At 71.2% G+C, this 21,074-nt stretch carries 17 protein-coding genes and 1 pseudogene; 14 read left to right on the top strand and 4 right to left on the bottom strand.

Annotated elements, in window-relative coordinates:
- Window positions 1-23 precede the first annotated feature (23 nt).
- Window positions 24-482, bottom strand: a complete 459-nt coding sequence (locus BLW82_RS41855) for a Crp/Fnr family transcriptional regulator (protein ID WP_093507569.1) — start codon at window positions 480-482, stop codon at window positions 24-26.
- Window positions 483-1,453: 971 nt separating this feature from the next.
- On the opposite strand from BLW82_RS41855, the gene BLW82_RS41850 reads away from it, so the two are divergent.
- The gene (locus tag BLW82_RS41850; RefSeq protein ID WP_093507567.1) at window positions 1,454-2,710 is read left to right on the top strand and encodes an MFS transporter; all 1,257 of its coding nucleotides are present in this window, start codon (window positions 1,454-1,456) and stop codon (window positions 2,708-2,710) included.
- Between the two features lie 549 nt (window positions 2,711-3,259).
- Window positions 3,260-3,739, top strand: a complete 480-nt coding sequence (locus tag BLW82_RS41840) for an HIT family protein (RefSeq protein ID WP_093507565.1) — start codon at window positions 3,260-3,262, stop codon at window positions 3,737-3,739.
- Between the two features lie 557 nt (window positions 3,740-4,296).
- Here the strand turns inward: BLW82_RS41840 and BLW82_RS41835 are convergent.
- Window positions 4,297-4,713 (bottom strand): annotated as a pseudogene (locus tag BLW82_RS41835) (transposase); the annotation flags it as partial.
- Between the two features lie 793 nt (window positions 4,714-5,506).
- Between BLW82_RS41835 and BLW82_RS41830 the strand changes: the two are divergent.
- Both BLW82_RS41830 and BLW82_RS41825 read left to right on the top strand, forming a co-directional pair.
- Window positions 5,507-6,301: an SGNH/GDSL hydrolase family protein gene (locus tag BLW82_RS41830; RefSeq protein WP_177233238.1), complete on the top strand. Its 795-nt coding sequence runs from the start codon at window positions 5,507-5,509 to the stop codon at window positions 6,299-6,301.
- A gap of 103 nt (window positions 6,302-6,404) precedes the next feature.
- Window positions 6,405-7,121 carry a tetratricopeptide repeat protein gene (locus tag BLW82_RS41825; protein ID WP_093507563.1) on the top strand — a complete coding sequence of 239 codons (717 nt, stop codon included), beginning with the start codon at window positions 6,405-6,407 and terminating at the stop codon, window positions 7,119-7,121.
- A 44-nt stretch (window positions 7,122-7,165) separates the two neighbouring features.
- On the opposite strand, the gene BLW82_RS41820 is transcribed toward BLW82_RS41825, so the two are convergent.
- On the bottom strand, window positions 7,166-8,176 hold the full coding sequence (locus BLW82_RS41820) for a hypothetical protein (protein ID WP_093507561.1): 1,011 nt from the start codon (window positions 8,174-8,176) through the stop codon (window positions 7,166-7,168).
- 224 nt (window positions 8,177-8,400) lie between these two features.
- On the opposite strand from BLW82_RS41820, the gene BLW82_RS41815 reads away from it, so the two are divergent.
- A complete protein-coding gene (locus tag BLW82_RS41815; RefSeq protein ID WP_093507559.1) occupies window positions 8,401-9,261 on the top strand; it encodes an aldo/keto reductase in 861 nt (286 codons plus the stop codon).
- A gap of 48 nt (window positions 9,262-9,309) precedes the next feature.
- Window positions 9,310-10,242, top strand: a complete 933-nt coding sequence (locus BLW82_RS41810; protein ID WP_093508572.1) for an aldo/keto reductase — start codon at window positions 9,310-9,312, stop codon at window positions 10,240-10,242.
- A 108-nt stretch (window positions 10,243-10,350) separates the two neighbouring features.
- On the opposite strand, the gene BLW82_RS41805 is transcribed toward BLW82_RS41810, so the two are convergent.
- On the bottom strand, window positions 10,351-14,559 hold the full coding sequence (locus BLW82_RS41805; protein WP_093507557.1) for a S8 family serine peptidase: 4,209 nt from the start codon (window positions 14,557-14,559) through the stop codon (window positions 10,351-10,353).
- Window positions 14,560-14,844: 285 nt separating this feature from the next.
- Between BLW82_RS41805 and BLW82_RS41800 the strand changes: the two genes are divergently transcribed.
- The 8 genes from BLW82_RS41800 to BLW82_RS41770 all read left to right on the top strand — a co-directional run bounded on the left by BLW82_RS41800 (window position 14,845) and on the right by BLW82_RS41770 (window position 21,072).
- Window positions 14,845-15,822: a helix-turn-helix domain-containing protein gene (locus BLW82_RS41800; RefSeq protein ID WP_093507555.1), complete on the top strand. Its 978-nt coding sequence runs from the start codon at window positions 14,845-14,847 to the stop codon at window positions 15,820-15,822.
- Window positions 15,823-16,139: 317 nt separating this feature from the next.
- Window positions 16,140-16,490 carry a P-loop NTPase family protein gene (locus tag BLW82_RS44780; RefSeq protein WP_177233237.1) on the top strand — a complete coding sequence of 117 codons (351 nt, stop codon included), beginning with the start codon at window positions 16,140-16,142 and terminating at the stop codon, window positions 16,488-16,490.
- Between the two features lie 90 nt (window positions 16,491-16,580).
- Entirely contained in the window at window positions 16,581-16,712 is a 132-nt protein-coding gene (locus BLW82_RS45955; RefSeq protein WP_256216145.1) for a hypothetical protein, read from the top strand.
- A 240-nt stretch (window positions 16,713-16,952) separates the two neighbouring features.
- Window positions 16,953-17,258, top strand: coding sequence for an MSMEG_0570 family nitrogen starvation response protein (locus BLW82_RS41790; RefSeq protein WP_093507551.1), 306 nt, complete (start codon window positions 16,953-16,955; stop codon window positions 17,256-17,258).
- Entirely contained in the window at window positions 17,255-18,571 is a 1,317-nt protein-coding gene (locus tag BLW82_RS41785) for an MSMEG_0569 family flavin-dependent oxidoreductase (RefSeq protein ID WP_093507549.1), read from the top strand. Before BLW82_RS41790 ends, BLW82_RS41785 begins: the two co-directional genes overlap by 4 nt.
- A gap of 14 nt (window positions 18,572-18,585) precedes the next feature.
- Window positions 18,586-19,401 carry an amidohydrolase family protein gene (locus BLW82_RS41780; protein WP_093507547.1) on the top strand — a complete coding sequence of 272 codons (816 nt, stop codon included), beginning with the start codon at window positions 18,586-18,588 and terminating at the stop codon, window positions 19,399-19,401.
- 38 nt (window positions 19,402-19,439) lie between these two features.
- Window positions 19,440-19,970, top strand: coding sequence for an MSMEG_0572/Sll0783 family nitrogen starvation response protein (locus BLW82_RS41775; RefSeq protein ID WP_059193510.1), 531 nt, complete (start codon window positions 19,440-19,442; stop codon window positions 19,968-19,970).
- 10 nt (window positions 19,971-19,980) lie between these two features.
- A complete protein-coding gene (locus BLW82_RS41770; RefSeq protein ID WP_256216144.1) occupies window positions 19,981-21,072 on the top strand; it encodes an MSMEG_0568 family radical SAM protein in 1,092 nt (363 codons plus the stop codon).
- Window positions 21,073-21,074: the final 2 nt, after the last annotated feature.

Here is a 21,074-nt window from a genome sequence, read left to right as displayed (position 1 = left end):
CGTCGCGCCTGCTGCGCGCCGGGTCAGGTAAGCCCACCGCTTCCGTAGGGGGCGTACAGGTCGAGCAGACGCACCCGGGAGGCGTGCAGCCGCTGGGCGACCACCCGCCCGACCCAGACGGCGATCGCTTGCCCGAACCCGGCGTCCTCGGCACACAATCCCAGAACCGCGCCGGCGTCGAACTCCCAGGCCCGCACCGGGCTCATCGCCTCGGCACCCAGCTGCCAGAGGTACGGAGGGAAGTGCCAGGACCAGCCGACGAGTTCACCCTGCCCCAGGGTCTCGATGACGGCGGGCCGCCGACCGGGCACATGCAGGTCCAGGGCGACGGTCCCGGTGCGCACGACCCAGAATCGGTCGGCGTGCCTACCCTCCTCGAACAGCCGGGTCCCGGCCGCGAAGGAGACCTCGCGGGCGAGCCGCATCAGCCGCTCGCGGTGCACGGACTCGAGAGCCGCGGTCATGGTGGTGGCGGAGGCCATCGCACAGGCTCCTTCCGGTGAGGTGTGCCCTTCCAGCCTGGGCTCATCCGGAGGCAGGCACCACTGGAGCCAGCGGTGCGCGCCGTGGCGATGGAGCGCAGGCCTGGGACAGGTTGGCGGCGCATTGGTGGGCCGGGGCCAGTTTCTGCTGGGCGACCGATCGGTCCTCCAGGAAGCGATATCGCCTGGGACGGAGGGACACGGGCCAGGCGCATCCGTGTGCCCCGGCGGTCTCCGTCTCCGTCCGACCTGTGCGAGCGCCCCTGCGCACCTGCGTGTGCCCATATCCCCGTTCGTACGGTGCCATGCCATGCCGGCAACCGAAGAGGTACTCCCTTGTGTTTCGCAGTTTCTGCGGGCCTCCTGGGATCAAGGGGTGAGGGCTCGCGCTCGACGCGCCGGACGGCGTGGACGCGAGTGGTGACGGCCCGAGGGCGCGGGTTGCGCTGGCGGGCCGGTCAGACTTCGGCGGCTTGTTCGTCAGAGGTTGTACCGGACCTGGACGCAGGGCCGCCGAAAGTGAGGAATCAAACCAGTCCCGCACCGCTCGCCCAGGACCGCCGAATCCGGCAACAGTCGATCCGGTCGGGCCCCTGCCGCTCAAGGCCCACAGGCTGCCGGCCCGGCGCGCCGGGTGCCAGACCGGATCGACTGTGTCCGCAGGGGTGTGGAAGAACACCACGTCGACGCCACGAGCCGCAGACGGGTGGGGGGCGAGGCGGCGCATGTCGCCGGTGCCGCATAGGCAGTGCGTGCTGTGCGTCGTAGCGGCAAGGTCGGCAAGTCGTGCTCTGACCGCACAGGTTCACCGGGTCGGTCGTCGTGGCGGTTGGATGTGCGGTGACGTCCGATCCGACCACTGGAGGTGCGGTGGCCGAGCCTGTCCGTGTGCGACGGTGCTAGTGTCGATCTGGTTCTCACCCGCCGTCCGGGCATCCTCGGATCACGGGGGGAACGCGACGGAGCGCAGGATGACTGCCGAGGAACAGACCGCGGCGCATGCGACACCAACGGCTGCCGACCCGGTCCGGGGCGGCTCGACCACGTCAGAGGATCCAGGCAGACCGGGGAACGCCGGACGGTGGCCGGCCACAGCCGTCTTCTTTCTCAACGGGCTCACGCTGTCGACGTATGTCGTCCGGCTGGAATCGCTGAAGAGCAAGCACCATCTGAACGACGGGCAGCTCGGGCTGATCGGCATGGTTTTCGCCGTGGCGGCCATCGTCTGCATGCAGGGCGTGGGCCCTCTGACGGCGCGGGTCGGGACGCGGCCGGTGCTGCGCACCTCGGTCGTCGTCATGCCCGTGCTGCTGGCACTGGTCGGCCTGGTGGGCGGAGTCGTCGAACTTGTGTTGGTCGTCATGGCGCTCGGTGCCGTGCACGGCACCACCGACACAGCCATGAACACGCACGCCGTCACCGTCGAACAGCGCCTCGGACGTCCCATACTCAACGGCTGCCACGCCGCCTGGAGCATCAGCGCGGTCGTGGCCTCACTCACCACGGCCGCCCTGGAGCATGCGGGTGTCTCGTTCGCCACGCACCTCGCCGCAGCCGCCGCCGTACTCATGGCGGGGGGCCTGCTGCTGGGACGGCTCCTGGTGGAGACCGGCCCGCGGGACCGCGCCCCCACATCCTCGCCCGCAGAGCGCCGCCGGGGCCGACGCAGAGGCTGGAGCCGCCAGGTCGTGGCACTCGGCCTGACCGGCACCGCCTTGATGGTCTGTGAAGGCGCCGCCCTCGGTTGGAGCGCGATCTTCCTCCACGACTCCCGGGGCGCGTCGCTCGGTCTCGCGGCGACGGCCGTGACCGCGTACACCGGCGCTCAGGCGATCGGCCGAGTGATCGGCGACCGCTTGACCCTCCGCTTCGGTGCTCCGGCCCTTTTCCGCACCGGCGGCCTCGTCGCGGCCTGCGGCCTGGCGATGGCGCTGCTTTCGCCGAACCCGGTCACGGCCATCGGCGGGTTCGCCGTCGCAGGCGCGGGTGCCTCGGTCCTGATCCCGCTGGCCTACAGCGCGGTCGGGCAGGCGAAGGCCGACAGCCCGGAAGCCGCGACGCTGATCTCCCGATTCACTACCTTCACCTACGCGGGGACCCTGTTCGGCCCCGCCGTGATCGGCTGGGCCGCTGAGTTCGCCGGCCTGACCTGGACGCTCGCCGCGCTGATCCCCGTGCTGTGCGCTGTCGCACTCCTGAGCCGACTGCCTGGCCACCCACAGCCCTGAGGCCGTTGCGGGAGCGCCTCCCCGCCACCTCGCGCCGGATCCCTGGCCCTGGGGCTTTCTGAACTCGCACCATCCCCACCACAACCGTGCGGATCCGGGCCCTGCACGCCTACCAGCGCCGGCGCAACGCGAACGCCCGCCACCGCAACGTCCTGGCCACCGAACGTATGGAACGCGTCCGCATCCGGCGAGAAAGCCATCCGCTGGGGCGGACGTCCGCTCACGGCGCAGCCGGAACGACCCGGCGAACCTGTGCGGTCAGAGCACTAGCAGGATCGTCCATGGCGGCGAGCCGGGCGCGGTGCCGACAGTCGCGGCGGGCGAACTGCACGTCGTCGAGATTTCCGAGCATCGAGTGTGCAGAAGAGCCCTTGAACTGGACGTTCACGTCGCGCGCATGTCCGCGACACGGAGAACAGCGCTGTTGGCCGCCGGTTCTGTCAGCCTGTCAGCGCCCAGGTCATCAACTGCCGACGCGATTCTTGAAGTGAGTGGGGAGGGTGGGGAGCGAAAAGCAGGTCTTGATCGCCCCGCGGTTAGGCTCGGGGTATGACCAGCAATTGGCAGACGGACCGGATCGGGGCTGCTCTGCGGGGCGAGAATCCGACCGTGCTGCGGCGGCTTGAGTCCGGCTTCGCGGTGATCGGCGACGTTCAGTTCCTGCCTGGGTACTCAGTTCTGCTCGCGAACGAGCCGGGTGTTCAACGGCTGTCTGAACTGCCCAGGGCCAAGCGGCTGTCGTTTCTCTCCGACATGGATCAACTGGGAGAAGCGGTTGAGCGGGTCTGTCGGCGGCTGGACCCCGATTTCCGCCGGGTCAACCTGGAGATCCTCGGCAACTCGGACCCGTTCCTGCATGCCCATGTCTGGCCGCGGTTCGAGTGGGAGCCGGCCGAGCTGGTGGGCAAGCCGGTGTGGCTGTATCCGCGTGAGCGGTGGAGTGACGAGCAGTACAAGCTCGACTCGCAACACGATGTGCTGCGGGATGCCATCGGCAACGAACTTGACCGGTTGCGTTCGACGACCTGACCGCGTGGGCCCGCCGACCGTCAGGTCGGCGGGCCGATGGTCAGGTCGGCGGGCCGATGGTCAGGTCGGCGGGCCGATGGTCAGGTCGGCGGGCCGATGGTCAGTGACGGTCGGCGGCCCTCACGGAGTCCTTCGCACCTGAACGATGTCGGGGATGGCCGTGGGGACGGACGGGCGGGCCGCTTCCAGGGGCGCCAGAAGCACGACGATGGTGACCGACTGCTGGCAGTGCGGACAGTTCAGGGTCGCGGCCGTCTCCAACAGGACGCCTTCCAGAGCTGGTTGGCGCGATGAGGGTCGACTGACGCGTTTGGGTTGCGGTGGCAGCTCCGGCAGCGAGGGCAGGCTTGCGGTCTCGCCGAGCCGACGGGCCGGTCTTCGTCACGAGCCTGGGCAGGTCGTTTCTCCGGCACTGCCGCCGTGTGTCGGTGCGGACGCGTTGAGAGAGGTTGCGTCGGTTCCGGACCGGGAATTTCCGGACGCGGCACGCCGCCTCTCCGTGGCGGGATGCGCCGCACGAGCGACCAACCGCTGCGTGCCCGTATCGAGCAGTACTACGCCCACACCTGGGACTTCGACAGCCGCGTGACACCAGGGGACTCGACGAGTTTCTCGACGCGGCGGGTTCGGACACCGAGCGGGTGGGCGGTGGCGACCACCGAGATGAGGGCCTGCCCGGCCTGGCGTCGTCGCTCCAGGAGCTAGGGCGGGAAGTAACTGCCGGACCAGAGCTTGGGGATGGCGAGTGCGACCGCGCCGGCGCGGGTGTACTGCTCGAGCGGGCGACAGCCGTTGCGATGGCTGACTCTCGCATCGCCGACCTGCTCGTGTTCGCCGTTGCAGAGAGCATCGGCCGCGGCGGACATGAGGGCGTCGGCGAACGTCTTGACCATCGCACGCAGCAGATCGGGACTCGCCGTCGGCTGCGGATCCGGACCTGCGCCGACGCCACCAACCAGCAGTCCGACCCGCAGGCCTGACGGGACAGAACGCCATAAAAACCAAGCGCAAAACGGTCCGTCGCACCCGCGTGTGACGGACCGCGGCGGTTTGCGAGTGATCGCCAGGCGCGCGCAGGTCGCAGTGGGCCGGAGGGCCAGGTGTTACGCGCGTAAAATTCCGCGCCCGACGGCTTGCCGACTGCCCCTGAGCTGACGATACTTCAGAATTGAACTTGTCAGGAGCACGTCCAGCCTGCCCACCCGGCGGGCCCGTGTGCCGTACCCGCTCGCCCCTCTGAGCCGCATCCCCCCGCAGGAGGAACGCATGCGGATCAAGAAACCCAGCACCGCGAGGCGCACGGAACCGATCGCCACAGCGCCCGGCCCGACGACGGCAACCACCCCGACGATTCTTACCGCCACCCGCACGGACGGGTCCCCGCCGAGGAACAGCCCGGCCTCCCGCGACGGCGCGGCAGGAGCACCTCAGCCAGGCCACCGACCCGCCACCGTCGCCCGCGCACCTCGACTCCCACTTCAAGGCCCGTGACCGGGATGCCGAACTCGTACGGCACCGGCATGCGCTGACGGCCCGCCGGCCGCGCCCGCGCGGCACGCACACCACCCCCACCGGTCCGGTGGGGGTGTCTCACCGCCGCCCTCTCGCGGCGGCCCTCCCCGTTCACCAGCGCCCTGGTCCCGTTCCCGCTCGGCCAGGCTGCGAACGCGGAGTGCCCCAAGAGGGTTGATCTGTCATGCACTTATCAACTCACGCTCCTTTCGTGCGCCACCCGATGGAATTCGACATTCCACTTCTGGAGGTCCCGTGAGATCGACCAAGTCGCTGTCCCTGCTCGCAGCTCTGGGCGCCGCAGCCCTCATCAGCCTGGGTCTGGCCGCTCCGGCCGAGGCCGCGGGACCGGTGTACGTCGCGCTGGGCGACTCGTACTCCGCCGGCAACGGCGCGGGCAACTACGACAGCGCGAGCGGCAGCTGCCACCGTAGCCTCAGCGCCTACCCCTACCTCTGGAAGAACGCGCACGCCCCGTCGTCCTTCGCGGACACGGCCTGCTCCGGCGCGGTCACCACGGACGTGACGAACTCCCAGCTCGGCCCCCTCACCTCCGCCACCACGCTGGTCTCCGTCACCATCGGCGGGAACGACGCGGGCTTCGCCGACGTCATGACGGCCTGCGCCACGGATTCGGACTCCGACTGCGTCAACAGGGTCAACCAGGCGGAGACGTACGCGCGGAACACCCTGCCCGGCCGCCTCGACGCCACCTACACCGCGATCCGCGCCAAGGCTCCCAACGCCAAGGTGGTCGTCCTGGGTTACCCGCACCTCTACACCCTCAACGTCTTCTGCATCGGGCTCAGCGACACCAAGCACCGCAAGATCGACGAGGCCTCGGACGTCCTCGACAGCGTCATCCAGGGCAGGGCCGCCGCGCACGGTTTCGTCTTCGGCGACGTCCGCACCACGTTCAACGGGCACGAACTGTGCTCCGGCGACGACTGGCTGCACTCCATCGTCATCTCGCCGACCTGGGAGTCCTACCACCCCACCGCCACCGGCCACGCGTCCGGCTTCTACCCCGTCCTCAACGCCAACAGCTGACCGGCCCGCCACCGCGCAGGCACCCGTTCCCGGGGTGCCTGCGCGCGGGGCACAATGACCCATGGATGCCCGCCGCGGCGGGCCGGGGCGAGGGGGCGGCGACGTGGTGCACTGGCAGGGAACCGACTTCACCGTGGACGGCCGCGAGCCGGCCGGCGCCGAGGACCACTACCAGATCGGTCTGCACTGCTGGAACAGCGCGCAGCACCGCGCCGCGGCCCCCTATTTCCTGGAGATCGCCGCCTCCGCCGGTCACGACGCCGCCGTGGAACTCCTGGGGCACATCGCCTATCTGCAGGGCCACTACGCGATCGCGGTACCGCTGCTGCGGCAGAGCACCGGATCGCCGCGGGCGGCCTACTACCTCGGCGCGCTGTACCACCAGGGCTGCCCCGAGGCCGGTATGGCCCAGTCGCTCGACGAAGCGGCCCGCCACTACCGGGCCGCGGCCCGACTCGGCGAACCCGAAGCCATGCTGGCCCTGGGCGAGCTGTACCTGGAGCGGCTGCTCCCGCTGACCCGGACGCCCGCGGAACACGCGCTGGAGCACTTCCTGGCGGCAGCCGAGCGTGGCCACCCCTACGCCCAGTACCGTGCCGCCGAGCTCTACCGCACCCTCTACCAGGACACCGGGCGCGCCGCCGCCCTCTACCGGTCCTGCGTGGACAACCCGATGACCGGCCGCCATCCGCTCGGGTCGATGATGACCCTGCAGAGCCAGGCACACCTGCGCGAGGAGGCGGCGACGCGGACGGCCCGCGCGGCGCAGCAGCGGCGCGACGCCGTCAACCCCGTGGAGCGACGGGGCGACTTCATCTGAGCGGTGCCGCCGGCCGCGCCCCCTTGGTGGCGCGTGCCGGCCGGTCAAGCGCACGCCAGCGTCCACAGGAAGGCGGAGAGCGTCCGTACCAGCTCCCGCGTCTCCTCGGTCTGGACCCGCAGGGTCTCCGGTACGTGGGACAGCTCCCAGTCGGCCGCATCCCGCGGCTCCTGCGGCTCGGCCGCCCACAACTGCCGTACCTCCTCGCTGCTGGTCCGCAGCCCGGCGCAGGCGCGAGCCGTGGCCTGCAGGGCCTGCACCAGCGGCTCCGGGGTTCCTCCGTCGTCGCGCGGCAGCGCCTCCACGGCCCCGGTGAGCACATCGGCGAGGCCGACCAGATGCGTTGCGCGGGCCAGCCAGCCCGGGGCTCGGCCGCCCCGGGCGCCGGTGACGGCGGCCGGCTCCCGGTCCAGGGAGACACGGCCGTACAGGGACCGTTCCCGGGCGCCGGGCCGCCAGGTCCCCTGCTCCCGGAGCACGTCGGCCCGCCGCATCGCCTGCCGGGCCAGCGCGATCACTGCCGGCCAGTCGCCGTGATCCCAGTCGGGTGTCGCCAGGATCTCCCGGACGCGGTAGCCGACCGTCGCCGCCGGCCGCGCTCCGGCCCGGGCGGTCCGCGGGAGTTCGGGGGTGAGATGGGCGAGCAGGACGGGTCTGACCCTGGCCACCGCCTCGACGCCGCCCGCCCCGATCCCACCGTCGCGGGCCGCGGCGGGCATCGGGCCCCCCGCCGCCGGCGGCGGGGCCGCGGGGTCGCAGTGGCGCAGGACATCGGCCAGGGGGACTTCGTCGACGAGGATCCCGGCGTCGTAGGCGGTCCGCCACAGCAGGAGACCCAGGGTGTGCGGACCGCTCCCCCACGGCCACTTCACGCGTGCGCCCGGATCGGCGCCGTGCCGCCGGGACGCCGACGCACCGAAGAGGGGATCCTGCTCCTGGTGCCAGGCGGTCATCAGGCCCCCCTGACGACAGGCCCGCTCCCAGGCGCCGCACCCGTACACGGCCCGGTGCCGCGACTCCCAGCCGTCCGCGTCCAGCTCCACGTCACCGTCCACGCGACGAACCGTACCCGTGCGCCGAGACGGTGCCGCACCCGCCCTCCGGGCGTCCGGCAGGGGTGGCGAGGTGTACGCGCCGGACACATTCATCGATTCGCTTTCTCAATGCCATGACCAACAACTGTTGGACCTCTGAATCATCGATTCCTAGGCTCGGCCGAGCAGGCCTTCCGTACGGGAAGACCTCGACCACCTGCTTCCACACCCGGAGGAGACGTCCGATGAAGCAACGCACGATCGGCGGACGGACGGTGTCGGCGATCGGGCTCGGCGGCATGCCGATGTCCATCGAGGGCCGCCCCGAAGCCGGCAGATCGATCGCGACGATCCACGCCGCGCTGGACGCCGGTGTCACGTTCGTCGACACGGCGGACGCGTATCACCGCGACGCCGCCGAGGTCGGACACAACGAGGAGCTCATCGCCGGGGCCCTGCGCACGTACGGCCGGGGAGCGGACGACGTGCTGGTCGCGACGAAGGGGGGTCACCTGCGGCCCGGCGACGGCAGCTGGACCGTGAACGGTGATCCGGCTTATCTCAAGCGGGCCGCCAAGGAGTCGGCCAAGCGCCTCGGCGTCGAGGCGATCGGCCTCTACCAGTTCCACCGCCCCGACCCGCGGGTCCCGTACGCCGAGTCGATCGGCGCGATCCGCGACCTGCTCGACGAGGGCGTGATCCGCATGGCGGGCATCTCGAACGCGACCGTGGACCAGATCGACGAGGCGAACCAGATCCTGGGCGGCCGCCTCGACTCGGTCCAGAACCAGTTCTCGCCCAGGTTCCGCTCCAGTCTGCGCGAGCTGGAGCACTGCGCCGAACTCGGGATCGCGTTCCTGCCCTGGAGCCCACTGGGCGGCATCGCGAACGCGCCCGAGCTCTCGGCGCAGCAGGCCGCCTTCCGCGAGGTCGCGGACGAGATCGGCGTCAGCGTCTACCGGGTGACCCTGGCCTGGGAACTCGCCCTGGCGCCCGTGGTGATCCCGATCCCCGGGGCCTCCCGCCCCGAAAGCATCCGTGACTCGGCGGCCGCCACCGACGTCGAACTCACCGCGGAGCAGATTTCCCGCCTCTCGGCGGCCTGAGGTGCCCGGCACCGCACCGCCCACCCACGTATGGACAAGGACCCGATCGTGAAGACGTTCAAACTGCCCGGCACCGACATGGTCGTCCCGAACATCGTGCTCGGCCTGATGCGCATCCAGGACAAGAGCGACGCCGAGGTCCGCGAACTTCTCGCCACCGCGATGGACGCCGGCATCACGTTCCTCGACCACGCCGACGTCTACGGCAGCGAACTGCACGGCTGCGAGCGCCGTTTCGCCGAGGCGATGCGACTGAGCCCCTCGCAGCGCGAGAAGCTGATCATCCAGTCGAAGGCGGGCATCGTCCGCGAAGGCCCGTACTTCGACTTCTCCTACGAGCACCTCGTCGAGTCGGTGGACGGTTCGCTCAAGGCTCTCGGCACCGATTACCTCGACATCCTGCTGCTGCACCGTCCCGACGCCCTGGTCGAACCCGAAGAGGTCGCGCGTGCCTTCGACGACCTGGCCGCAGCGGGCAAGGTGCGCGCCTTCGGCGTCTCGAACCACACCCCCCGCCAGATCGACCTGCTGCGCCGCCACGTCAGTCAGCCGCTGGTGGCGAACCAGCTCCAGCTGTCGATCACGCACGCCCCGCTCGTCGCGCAGGGCGTCGCGGCCAACATGCAGGGCCTGGACCAGTCGGTCAGCCGTGACGACGGGCTCCTGGACTACTGCCGACTGCACGACATCACCGTGCAGGCCTGGTCGCCGTTCCAGGCCGGCTTCTTCGACGGGCCCTTCCTCGGCTCCGAGCGCCACCCCGAACTCAACGCCGTCATCGACCGCCTCGCGGCGAAGTACGGGGTGCCGTCCCTTGCCATCGCGACGGCCTGGATCACCCGCCACCCCGCCCGGATGCAGGTGGTCATCGGCACGACCACCCCGCAGCGCGTCGCGGACGCCGCCCTCGGATCGGACGTCCCCCTGACCCGTGCGGAGTGGTACGAACTGTTCCGCGCCGCCCAGTACATCGTTCCCTGAGCGTCGCCCCACCCGCGCAGCGGCGAGCCGTACGCTCGCCGCTGCGCGGGTGGGTCCGCGGGCGCTCCGGGCAGCCCGCGGACCCTGACGGCCGACCGGTGGACCCGATCAGTAGGAGAACTGCTGGATCTGGCTGCCGTCGCCCGCGTACGTCCAGCCCGTGCGGGTGGCCGGGTCGAGCTGGACGGCGCGTTCGTGATGCGAGTCGAGCCGTCCGTTGTAGGCCCCGAACAGCGGGTACTCCACGCCGCTGACCGTTTCCACCGTCTTGCCGGACCTCAGGTCGACGACGGCGATGCGGCCGGTGGCGTTGTTGTCGGTGAAGCCGTACTGCTGGAAGCCTCCCGTGGGTTGCAGGTCCGGGTAGCGGAAGCCGAGGAGCGCCAGGTGGTGCCGGCCGTCGACCGCGAGGGCGACGGGTGCCTGAGCCGCCCCCACGTTGACCGGGTCACCGCCGCCCAGCTGCGCCAGATACCCGGTGCCGGCGAAGTTGACGCTGATGGAGTGGTACCACGTCTCGTAGAAGTGCCCCTCTTCGTCGGAGGCGAGGGCTCCGGCGCACGGGGTTCCGCCCGGGGCCTGGGTGACCGTTGCCGTGTCCAGGTCGACCTCCGCCACCGTGCCGGAGCCGCTCCCGGCCAGGCAGTTGACGGTGGACCCGGTCTTCTGCGCGGTGAAGACACCGGTCGTACGGTCCAGCTCCAGCAGCCCGTACGGGGCGCCGCGCACCGCGGTGGAGTCGAGCTGGAGAGGCGTGCCCAGGGTGCCGGTCGCCGTGTCCACGGGCAGGACGAAGCTCGCCCCGTCCGCGGCGCGGGTCGCCAGCACGGCGGCCCGATGGCGTTCGTCGTCCACGCGCCCGCCGGTCACGACGTACTGGTCGTCGACGCGGGCGGGACGTCCGACGGCGTCACCGGTGCCCGTGTCGTAGGTCTCCAGCCACTGCTCGCCGGTGGTGGTCTGCTTGTGCAGCACGAGTACGTGGTGGGAGGAGTCGACGCCGAACACCTCGTAGATCGAGCCGTAGGCGGGGTCGCCGGTGAGCTTGCGCCCATAGGTTCCGTCGGCGGCGTCGTAGTCGTAGACCGAGCCCTCGCCGGTGGGGCTCTCGACCGACGCGACCGAGGTTCCTCCGGGGACGATCGCGAAGTCGGTCAGGTTGGTGCCGTCCGGGGCCGGTCCGTCGTCGTAGGCCAGCAAGGACGTCGGCGAGGCCTGCCCGAGAATCCCGCCGCTCCTGTCGACGGCGAAGACCCGCACGTCGTAGGCGACGGACGAGGGCAGTTTGAGCGCCCGGGCGTCGAGCTTCGCCGTGCCCCGCGTGCCCTTCAGTGAACGGTGCAGCGTGGCCGGGCTGTCCACTCCGTCGTGGTCCCGGACGGTGCCGTTCTGGTTGCTGACCAGGTTGTAGGAGCCGTACATGTTCGGGCCGGGGGCGGAGAACTCCAGGAGGGTGCCGGTCGCGCCCCGGACCCGCGACACGTCGTAGCTCACGGAGAACCGGGGCGCGGCCCGGGTGATCTCCAGCAGATGCCCGGATCCGGCGGACGGCCCCCCGGACGGCTCGGCGCCCAGCGCCGGTGCGTCGGGACGCTGCGCGATGCTTGCGCCGTCGACCCGGACCGAGGCGAACTCCCCGTACACCGGCACGCCCCTGGCGCCGCCGGTGGGATTCTGGACGACGCCGATCCCGTAGATGCCGCCGCCCGCCGTGAACGCGCCGGCCGGGACGGTGACCGTCCCGCTCGGTGCGGTCAGCGGAACGCTGTAGGAAGCTGAGAAAATGGGAGCCGCCGCCGGGCTGAAGTGGCCGACCCCCGACACGACCAGCTCGGGCGAGCTGACGTTGCGCACGCCGCTGAGGTCGTAACGCACCCGCACCGAGTGGCCCGCTTCGACCACGGGCTGGACCACCGGGGCGAGTGCCTCGGCGTATCCCCCGTCGGTGGGGCCGAAGGTCAGCTCGTGGTGCGCGGAGGCGAGCACCTGGCGGCCGTGGCGCACCTCGAACGTGAGGGAGAGCCGGCGGTCGGTCGTGGAGGCGACGGGCAGCCCCGCCGCGGTGAGCATCTGGGTGGGCGTCAGCCGTACCGCGGGAGTGGCGGAAGTGAACTCCCGCTTCCCGATGCGCAGCACGTACTCGACGCCCTTGTCTCCCGTCAGGCCGGTCACGTCGGCACCGATCGTCACCGGGCCCACCAGGCCCTCCCCGGTGGCACCGGACCCCGTGCCAGGGCCGGCCAGGTCGACGCGGTCCGGATCGGTGGATTCCAGGTAGCTGCCGCCGAGGCCGCCGATGGTCTGGCGATGCGCCACGGACAGCCGCACGATCCTGGCCGCTCCGGTGTCGGCGAGTTTGCCGTGTGCCTCGGCCAGTACGGCCTGGACGGCCGCCGTGACGTCGAGCTGCGGGCCCACGTGCAGCGGCCGGTCGATCTGCGGCGGCGTGGGCACGGCGCGACCGGTCCGCTCCAGCAGTGAGCGCACGTCGTCGGGTGACGGGTGCCGGCCGGTCAGCCGCGAGGTCTGCAGGACGACCGCGGCGGCCGCCGCGATCTCGGGGGCGGAGGCGGAGGTGCCGCCGCTGAGGACCTCCGCGACGGACTGCGCGGTCTGGCCCTGGTGTTCGAAGGCGGGTATGCCGTCACTGGGCGCCGAGACGTCCACGCGTGTGCCGAATCCCGAGGAGAAGACACCGGAGCCGTTGAGCCGGGTGGTCGCCCAGGTGCCGGCCGAGGAGGCCGCGCCGCCGTCCTGCGGGGGAACGGACAGCGTGTCGTCGGTTGTCGTGCCGCCCGCGGCGATCGCCCCGGAGTCGAGGACCCGGGTGGGCGTGGTCGACATCTGGTCGTCGCCGATACGGGTGGTGTCGGCGGGCTTGCGTGTCACGTCGGTCGGTGTGCTGCCGCCGTCCGGTCCGACGGCCGCGTTGGTGTACAGGCGGGTGCCGTCGTTCGACGAGACGACGACGGTGATGCCGTACTGCCGCACGATGGACGCGATCACCGACTGCTGGACGGGGTCGTCCTCCAGGTAACGGCCGGGCATGCCGTAGGCGTCGGTGCCGTAGCCCAGGCTGGCGGTGATCACGTCGGGCCGCGGTGTCTGCCGGGCCGCGGCCAGCAGGGCGACGGCGATCTGACTGAAGGTCGGCTCCTGCGGGACGACGAGCCGGTACTTGGCGCCCGGGGCGATACCCAGCAGGTCGGAGTCCCCGCTGCCCTGCATCCCCGGGCGCTGCGCCTCGTGCGGGAGCGGCGCCATCACGGAGAAGTCCAGGAGCACCTCGCCGAGCGCCGGGTCCTGTCCCTGGGTCGAGCCGGCCGGGTCGAGGGCGCCGGTGGCGTCGGCGGTGTAGGTGGGGATCAGCGGCATGGTGGGGACGTCCAGGTACCGGCGGCCGTCGTGCAGGACGGTCGTCGGGCCGGTCGAACCGAGGTTCGGCGTCGTCTCGTCGGTGAGGTCGCCGATCGAGACGTTGGTGATGGTCTCTCCGGTGCCCGGCAGCTGGCCGAACTTCCGCTTGAGCAGGCTGTAGGCGCCGGTGGCGTCGACGCCGCCGGCGTTGAGGAAGCTCTGCGTCGAGGTGGCGAGGGCGGCGTTGCCGGGGACACCGTCGGAGCCGGTCGTGCCGCTGTGCCGCGCCTTCGGCGTGTCACGTCCGTCGACGTCGGCACCGCCGGTCGCGGTCGCGGTTCCCGGTGCGTGCAGGGGTACGGCGCCGGTGTTCATCGGCGAGACGGTCTGGTCGGGTTCCGCGTAGACGACGCCCGGTGCCGCGGCCAGTGTCCGGGCGGCGGCGGTGGCGTCGCCACCGGCCAGCTGAACGACCTGGACCCGGGACAGGTCGACCGCGCCGGCGCCGAGCTTCGCCCGGGCGGCCGAGTGCAGTTCGCGGCCCTGCGCGGCGGTGAGTCCCGGGAGCAGGGGCCGGATGGAGACGGCGTGGGCGCGTCGCAGGGCGGTGTTCACCCGGGCGTCGGAGGTGAGCGGGGTGCGGACCCGGAGGTCGCTCCGCCCGCCCTTCGGTTCGCCGGTCACCTGGGCGTCGGGCCCCAGGACCACGAGGACCTGGTGGGGGCCGGCCGGCTTGGTCCGCACGGGATCGGGCTTCAGGAAGGAGCCCAGGGGACCGAGTGCGGAGGCACCCGGCACGGCTGACGGGGCGGGCGCGGCAGGCGCGTCCTTCGAGCCGGGGCCGGACGCTGTGGCAGCCGTTCCGGACGCGGCCGCGTACTGCACGGGCGTGCCGAGCAGCAGGGCCGCGGTGGCTATGGCGCCGACGCCACGAGCGACCGCTCGTCTCCGCCGTTTCATGGGCACTCCACTTCTTGCGTGAGGAGATCGGGGAAAGAGAGGGTGTCGGCCGTCTGAACGGCGCCGACGCGTGGGGAATCTGTCAACCCCTGGGAGCCGGCACAAGATGGGGGCCGTGGCGGACTTCCGTCAGCTGGCAGAGATCGGCCACGGGAGCCGCGGGGCGACACGGTCCGCCTTTGGCCCAGGGGCGGACGCGGGCGGGAGCGGACCGTGCGCGAGGATGGCGTGGTGGCCACGTCGTAGCAGGTGGCGGCTGGTGGAAAGCGGATACCGGAGCTGGAAATGGAACTTGACGTCGTCGGCCTCAGCGACGGATCGCAGCTGGTCTACACCGTCCTGGTCGGGCTGCCCCGGGGCAGCGCCTCGGAGATCGCCGAAGCCTGCGGCATGGGTGCGGCGGTGGCCGGCCGTCATCTGTCCGCCCTGGTGAAGAACGGCCTCGCGATCCGGTCGGCGGGCCGCCCGCCTCGTTTCACGGCCGCCGCTCCGGACGTGGCCGTCACCGAGCTCATCCGGGAGAGCGAGCGCCGGCTCGACACGGCCCGCTCCCTGGTCCGGCAGCTCGCCGAGACGCATCGCGAGGCCAACCGGATCAGCGACCCGAGCATCGCCGTGGAGCTGCTCACCGGTCACGAGGACATCAATGCGGCCTTCCAGCGGCTCACCGGGAGCGCACAGCACCGCATACGCGCCTTCGACCGGCCCCCCTATGTCAACCGCCCGGGCAGCGATCTGGAGAACCAGCGCCGGCGGCAGCACACCGGTGTCGCCCATCGCGTCATCTACGACCGGGCCGCCGTGGCGTGGCCGGGCCGGCTTCGCGACGACATCCTGCCGAGCGTGCGGGCCGGTGAAGAAGCCAGAGTGCGGGCGGAGTTGCCGCTGAAACTGGTGATCGCCGACGACCGCTCGGCGATCATCCCCTTCAGTCTCGCCACCGGCGGCCATTCCGTGGCCTATCTCATCCACCGCTCGCCCATTCTCGCCGCGCTGGAAGCACTCTTCGACGCCGAGTGGGAACGTGCCACCCCGCTGCGGGACACCACCCCGCCGACCGCGCGGAGCGACGGCCCGGACGCCGACACGCGTGCCCTGCTGGGCCTGCTCGCGTCCGGCTGCACGGACGCGGCCATCGCCCGCACCCAGGGCTGGAGCGAGCGCACCACCCAGCGCCGCATCCACCGCCTGATGACCGAACTGGGCGCGGCCACCCGCTTCCAGGCGGCGGCCCAGGCCGCCCGCCGCGGCTGGCTGCAGTGAGCGCCGCTCCGGCATCGCCGCCGCCGTCCGCCCTTCGGTCCTTCCCTGGGCCGCTGTGCCCGTTCCGCCTCCCGGAAGACCTCTCAGACGTCCGCCACAACCCCGACATGCCCTTAGCTTGTCTTTTTATCCTCTGTCCACCTCGTACGGCGTTGAGGGTTGGTTCCAGACGTCATCAAGCCTGCCGATGATCTGCCGGAGTTCGCGGGCAGTTCGAGACGACATCGCTTGCGTCACGGTGTTCCGCCGCACGATCGGCCTGCCCGGTGAGTACGTCACAGCCGAGCCGGATCCTCCGAGCCCGCAGGGGAGTCTGCGTGGTCCCGGAGGGCCGCCGGCTCCTCCCGTCGCTCACCGTCGAGGAGAACCTCCAGGTGGGTGCCGCCACCGGGCACAAGGGCCCCTGGAACCTGGCCAAGGGGTTCGACGCGGTGCCGCCCGTCGCCGACCGCCGCACCCGCGAGGCGGCCTGGCTACGTGGCCGCAGCGACCGCGGCGCACTACATCCCCGTCACCATCGTCGTGTCGATGCTCGCGGCCTGCTGCCGCCGCGGACTCCGATCCCTCTTGACGACTGCCTGGCCCATCCCCACCGCCGGTCTCCTACGACGGCAGGCGCGGCACCGTCGACGACCTCCTGGAGGCACGTGGGCTCGACCGACGGGTGATCGCCTCCACCACCAACGTCGCAGGCGCCGCCCTCCAACTCGCGCCCCCGCCCCCCACGCACGGCCACCGCGTACCCCGACGACCTGGGCTTGGCGACGTCCGCCCCGCCGCTGCCCATGCCGAGCTGCACCGTCAGCCCGATCTGGCACCGCACCCTCACCGACGACCCCGCCCACGTGTCGCTCCTCCGCCTCGTCGAGGAAGCGGCCGATGGGAATTGACCGGCCGTGAAGAGCACCCTGGCAAAAGCAGGAAATCAAGGTCACCGGGTTCCGGGGGCTCCGGGACAAGCATTTATTGCCTGTGGGTCAAATCCGCGTCCAGCGCCCGTTGTTGACCGTGAGGATTCCGTAACTTCCCCTTATTCCGGATGACCTGGTTCGGTAATCGCGGCTGGCTGAAGTGATGGTCACACGCAGCGGCGAGGGGCCGACAACCCGGCGCCCGGCATGGAGGATGTCATGCCCGAGATGTATTTCGATGTGCGCTGGCCCGATGATACGACCCAGCGCTGCTATTCTCCCTCGACGGTCGTCGAGGAGTATTTCACGGCCGGCGACACATACGAACTGGCCGACTTCCTGGAGCGCAGTCGAACGGCGCTCGGAATCGCCGGTGAGCGGGTCCGTGAGAAGTTCGGTTTCTACTGCACCGGCGCCTCCGGCCAGCTGGAGCAGATCGAGGAGACGGTGCGCCACCGCGCCTTCCCCGCCGACAGCAAGGTCACGGTCGAGGCTCTTCTCGACGCCGACGGGATCCCGAGGTGAGCGCGGCGCCCCGCCTCGCCGGGGCCCACTACACGGTCGCCGTGATCGGCGGCGGCCAGGCGGGCCTGTCGATCAGCCACGGCCTGTGCGAGCGCGGTGTCGACCATGTGGTCGTCGAGGCGAACCGGGTGGGACACGAGTGGCGGGAACGCCGCTGGGACTCCTTCTGCCTGGTCACCCCGAACTGGCAGTGCAAGCTGCCCGGTCACCCCTACGCCGGCAGCGACCCGGACGGCTTCATGGTCCGCGACGACATCGTGCGCTACCTGGAGGACTACGTCGCGTCCTTCCAGCCGCCGCTGGTGGAGGGCGTGTCCGTGACCCGCCTTCGCCGGTCGCTGGACGGCGTCTTCGACGTCACCACCACGGCCGGGGGGTTCACCGCCGACCAGGTGGTCGTCGCGACGGGCCCGTACCACACGCCGAAGATCCCGCGGATGGCCGAGCGGCTGCCGGCCGGCGTCGAACAGCTCCACTCCTCGGGCTACCGCAACGCGGACCAGCTCCCCGAAGGCGCCGTCCTCGTGGTGGGCACCGGTCAGTCCGGCTGCCAGATAGCCGAGGACCTCCACCTCGCCGGCCGGCAGGTGCACCTCGCCGTCGGCAGCGCCCCCCGGGTCGCCCGGTTCTACCGGGGCCGTGACTGTGTGGCGTGGCTGGACGACATGGGCCACTACGACAAGCCCATCGACGTGTTCGACGACGCCGACGCGGTGCGCATGCGGGTCAACCACTACGTCACCGGACGCGACGGCGGCCGCGACATCGATCTGCGGGCCTTTGCCCACGACGGGATGCGGCTGTACGGCAGGCTCACCGAGATCAGCGGTGCGCGCATGGAGTTCGCCGACGACCTGAAGGTGAACCTCGACCATGCCGACGCGGTCGCGGAGGGCATCAAGGACGCCATCGACGGGCACATCGCCGCGCAGGGCATCGACGCCCCCACCGAGGCGCGCTACATGCCGGTGTGGGAACCGTCCGAGCACCCCCGCGCCCTGGACGTGACCGAGGCCGGCATCACCTCCGTCGTCTGGTCGACCGGTTTCACCCGCGACCACCGCTGGATCGAGATCCCGGCCTTCGACGGACGCGGCTACCCCATGCACTGGCGGGGCATCAGCAACGTCCCCGGCCTGTACTTCCTGGGGCTGCCCTGGCAGCACTCCTGGGGTTCGGGACGATTCGAGGCGGTGGGCCGGGACGCCGAGTTCCTCGCCGACCACATCGACGCGGGACGCCGTACGGCCGACGTGTGCGGAGTCCTCACCGGAGCTCCCGCCGGCGTCGCCCCCGCCCTCCCGATCGGCTGAAGGGCCGTACACCCATGGTCTTCGACGCACACCGCCACATCGGTGTCCTGCCCGCGTATCCCTTCTACGGCGGTCCCCCCGTCAGCCCCGACACCACGGCCCGGGCCACGGTCAAGCAGCTGATCGCCGACCTGGACGCGGAGGGCACCGAACGCGCCCTGGTCATCCCCAACTACGGCGTCCCGGACCCGGCGATCGCCTTCTCCTTCAACGAGTTGGCCATCGAGGCCGCGCAGAGCGACGACCGGATCCGCGCCGGTCTGTGGGTCTCGCCACGCCCGGAGGACGCCCAACGCACCGATCAGGCACTGGCGTTGGCCGGTGAGCCGGGTGTGAAGGCGCTCAAGCTGAGCTTCCTGCTCGGCGGCCGGCCCACGGACCCGGCCTGCCGTCCCCAGCTCGACCGGATCTTCGCCGAGGCCGCCCGGCACGGCCTTGTCGTCCATGTGCACACCTCTCCCGGCGCCGCCTCCGACATCGACGAGGTCGGACACCTCGTCGACTGGTATGCCGATCAAGTCCCCGTCCATCTCGTGCACTTCGGCGGCGGGATGAGCGGCCACATCAAACTCGCCGGCTCCCGGTTCTTCGACTGGATCGACGCCGGCAAGCGCGTCTACACCGATCTCTCCTGGGCCATCGGCTTCACTCCCCGCTGGCTGGCCCAGGAGATCGAGCGCCGCGGCATCGGCCACGACCGGGTGCTCTTCGCCAGCGACCAGCCGTGGGGCGATTTCACGGGCGAGTACGCCCGCCTCGCCGCGGCCACCGGCGGCGGCGCCCTGGGGGACCTGGTCTTCCGGGACACCTTCGCCACGCTCTACGACTGACCGCCGCTACTCCCTCTCGTACGCACAAGGAGACAGTCATGTCCGAATCCGTCGTCACCGCGGAACTCTCCGACGTCGAGCAGAAGTCCCTCGACGAGATCCCGCACCCCTCGCTCCCCGAGGGCACCAGCATCTACGGCTCGACCAAGGTCTTCCCCGACTACCAGGCGGAGAACGGCGAGACCTACTTCACCCTCGTCCACGGCATCGCGCACGAGTCGTCCGTGTCCTTCGTCGCCGTCCTGCAGGCCACCCGCGCCCTGCGCAAGGGCTTCGAGACCGCCATCTACTTCTACGGCCCCGGCTCCCTCAACTGCCTCGCCACACGCGGCTTCCCGACCACCGGCAACTCCGCCTTCCCCGGCGAGCACAACATCAACAACCAGCTCAAGACCTTCATCGCCGAGGGCGGCAAGGTCTACTGCTGCCGCTTCGGCCTCTCCCTGCACGGCGCCCGCGAGGAGGACCTCATCGAGGGCGTCATCCCGACCCACCCTCTGGACGTCCAGGACGCGCTGATCCACTACGCGCGCAAGGGCGCCATCATCAACTCCACCTACCAGCTGTAGGGAGTACGACGTGAGCGTTGGCACCGGTGACAGCGGTACGGCGGTGGACGTGCGGATCATGACCCGCGCCGAACTCGCCCTGCGCGGCGTCGCGTCGGACGCGCCCGTGCGGCGGCCGGACGGCGCGGGGCCCAGCGACGACGGACACGTCCTCGTCGACGGTGCCAACGCCGCCCTCCCCCGCAACCCCCACAGTCCCTACTCCGTGCGGGACGGCAAGGTGTGGCTCGGTGACGAGGACACCGGAATCTCCTTCACCGCCGTTCAGCGACCGAAGTTCTACGACCTGACCACGGCCGACGGTGTCCGCTACGAGCAGATCGCCCGCCTGCACGGTTCCGACGTCCTGGCCACCACCGTCGTGCAGACCTGCATCCGCTACGCCGAGCCCGACCGCTGCCGCTTCTGCACCATCGAGGAGTCCCTGCGCTCGGGCGCCACGGTGGCCGCCAAGACACCGGCGCAGCTCGCCGAGGTCGCCGAGGCCGCCGTACGGCTCGACGGCGTGAAGCAGATGGTGATGACCACCGGCACCACCACCGGACCCGACCGCGGCGCCCGCAACCTCGTACGGTCGGTCCGGGCTGTGCTGGAGGCCGTGCCCGGTCTGCCGATCCAGGTGCAGTGCGAACCGCCCGGCGACCTCGGCTGGATCCGCGCCCTGCACGACGCCGGGGCCACCGCCATCGGCATCCACGTCGAGTCCCTCGACGAGGAGGTGCGCCGACGCTGGATGCCCGGCAAGTCGACGGTCCCGCCGGCCGAGTACGAGGCCGCGTGGGACGAGGCGGTGCGCGTCTTCGGACCGAACCGCGTCTCCACCTACCTCCTCGTCGGACTGGGCGAGGATCCCGACGAACTCGTCGCCGGGGCGGGCAGGCTGATCGACCGGGGGGTGTACCCGTTCGTCGTCCCGTTCCGCCCGATGAGCGGCACCCTCGCCGCCCGCGACGGCGTCGGGGCACCCGGCGCGGAACTCCTGACGTACGTCACCGAGGGCGTCGCCGCGAAGCTGCGCGCCGCCGGGATGAGCGGCGCCGACCAGAGGGCCGGCTGCGCGGCCTGCGGGGCGTGCAGTGTGCTTCGGGCAGCGGGCGGGTGAGC

It is taken from the genome of Streptomyces sp. Ag109_O5-10, assembly GCF_900105755.1.
Classification (GTDB): domain Bacteria; phylum Actinomycetota; class Actinomycetes; order Streptomycetales; family Streptomycetaceae; genus Streptomyces.
The sequence above is the reverse complement of the archived record's forward strand: the minus strand, read 5'-3'. Positions and strand labels throughout refer to the sequence as shown.

Bases quoted from the DNA above. Each gene is read 5' to 3' on its own strand.
- BLW82_RS41855 (WP_093507569.1), bottom strand. From the start codon at position 482: ATGGCCTCCGCCACCACCATGACCGCGGCTCTCGAGTCCGTGCACCGC.
- BLW82_RS41850 (WP_093507567.1), top strand. From the start codon at position 1,454: ATGACTGCCGAGGAACAGACCGCGGCGCATGCGACACCAACGGCTGCC.
- BLW82_RS41840 (WP_093507565.1), top strand. From the start codon at position 3,260: ATGACCAGCAATTGGCAGACGGACCGGATCGGGGCTGCTCTGCGGGGC.
- BLW82_RS41815 (WP_093507559.1), top strand. From the start codon at position 8,401: ATGAAGCAACGCACGATCGGCGGACGGACGGTGTCGGCGATCGGGCTC.
- BLW82_RS41805 (WP_093507557.1), bottom strand. From the start codon at position 14,559: ATGAAACGGCGGAGACGAGCGGTCGCTCGTGGCGTCGGCGCCATAGCC.
- BLW82_RS41800 (WP_093507555.1), top strand. From the start codon at position 14,845: ATGGAACTTGACGTCGTCGGCCTCAGCGACGGATCGCAGCTGGTCTAC.
- BLW82_RS41790 (WP_093507551.1), top strand. From the start codon at position 16,953: ATGCCCGAGATGTATTTCGATGTGCGCTGGCCCGATGATACGACCCAG.
- BLW82_RS41780 (WP_093507547.1), top strand. From the start codon at position 18,586: ATGGTCTTCGACGCACACCGCCACATCGGTGTCCTGCCCGCGTATCCC.
- BLW82_RS41775 (WP_059193510.1), top strand. From the start codon at position 19,440: ATGTCCGAATCCGTCGTCACCGCGGAACTCTCCGACGTCGAGCAGAAG.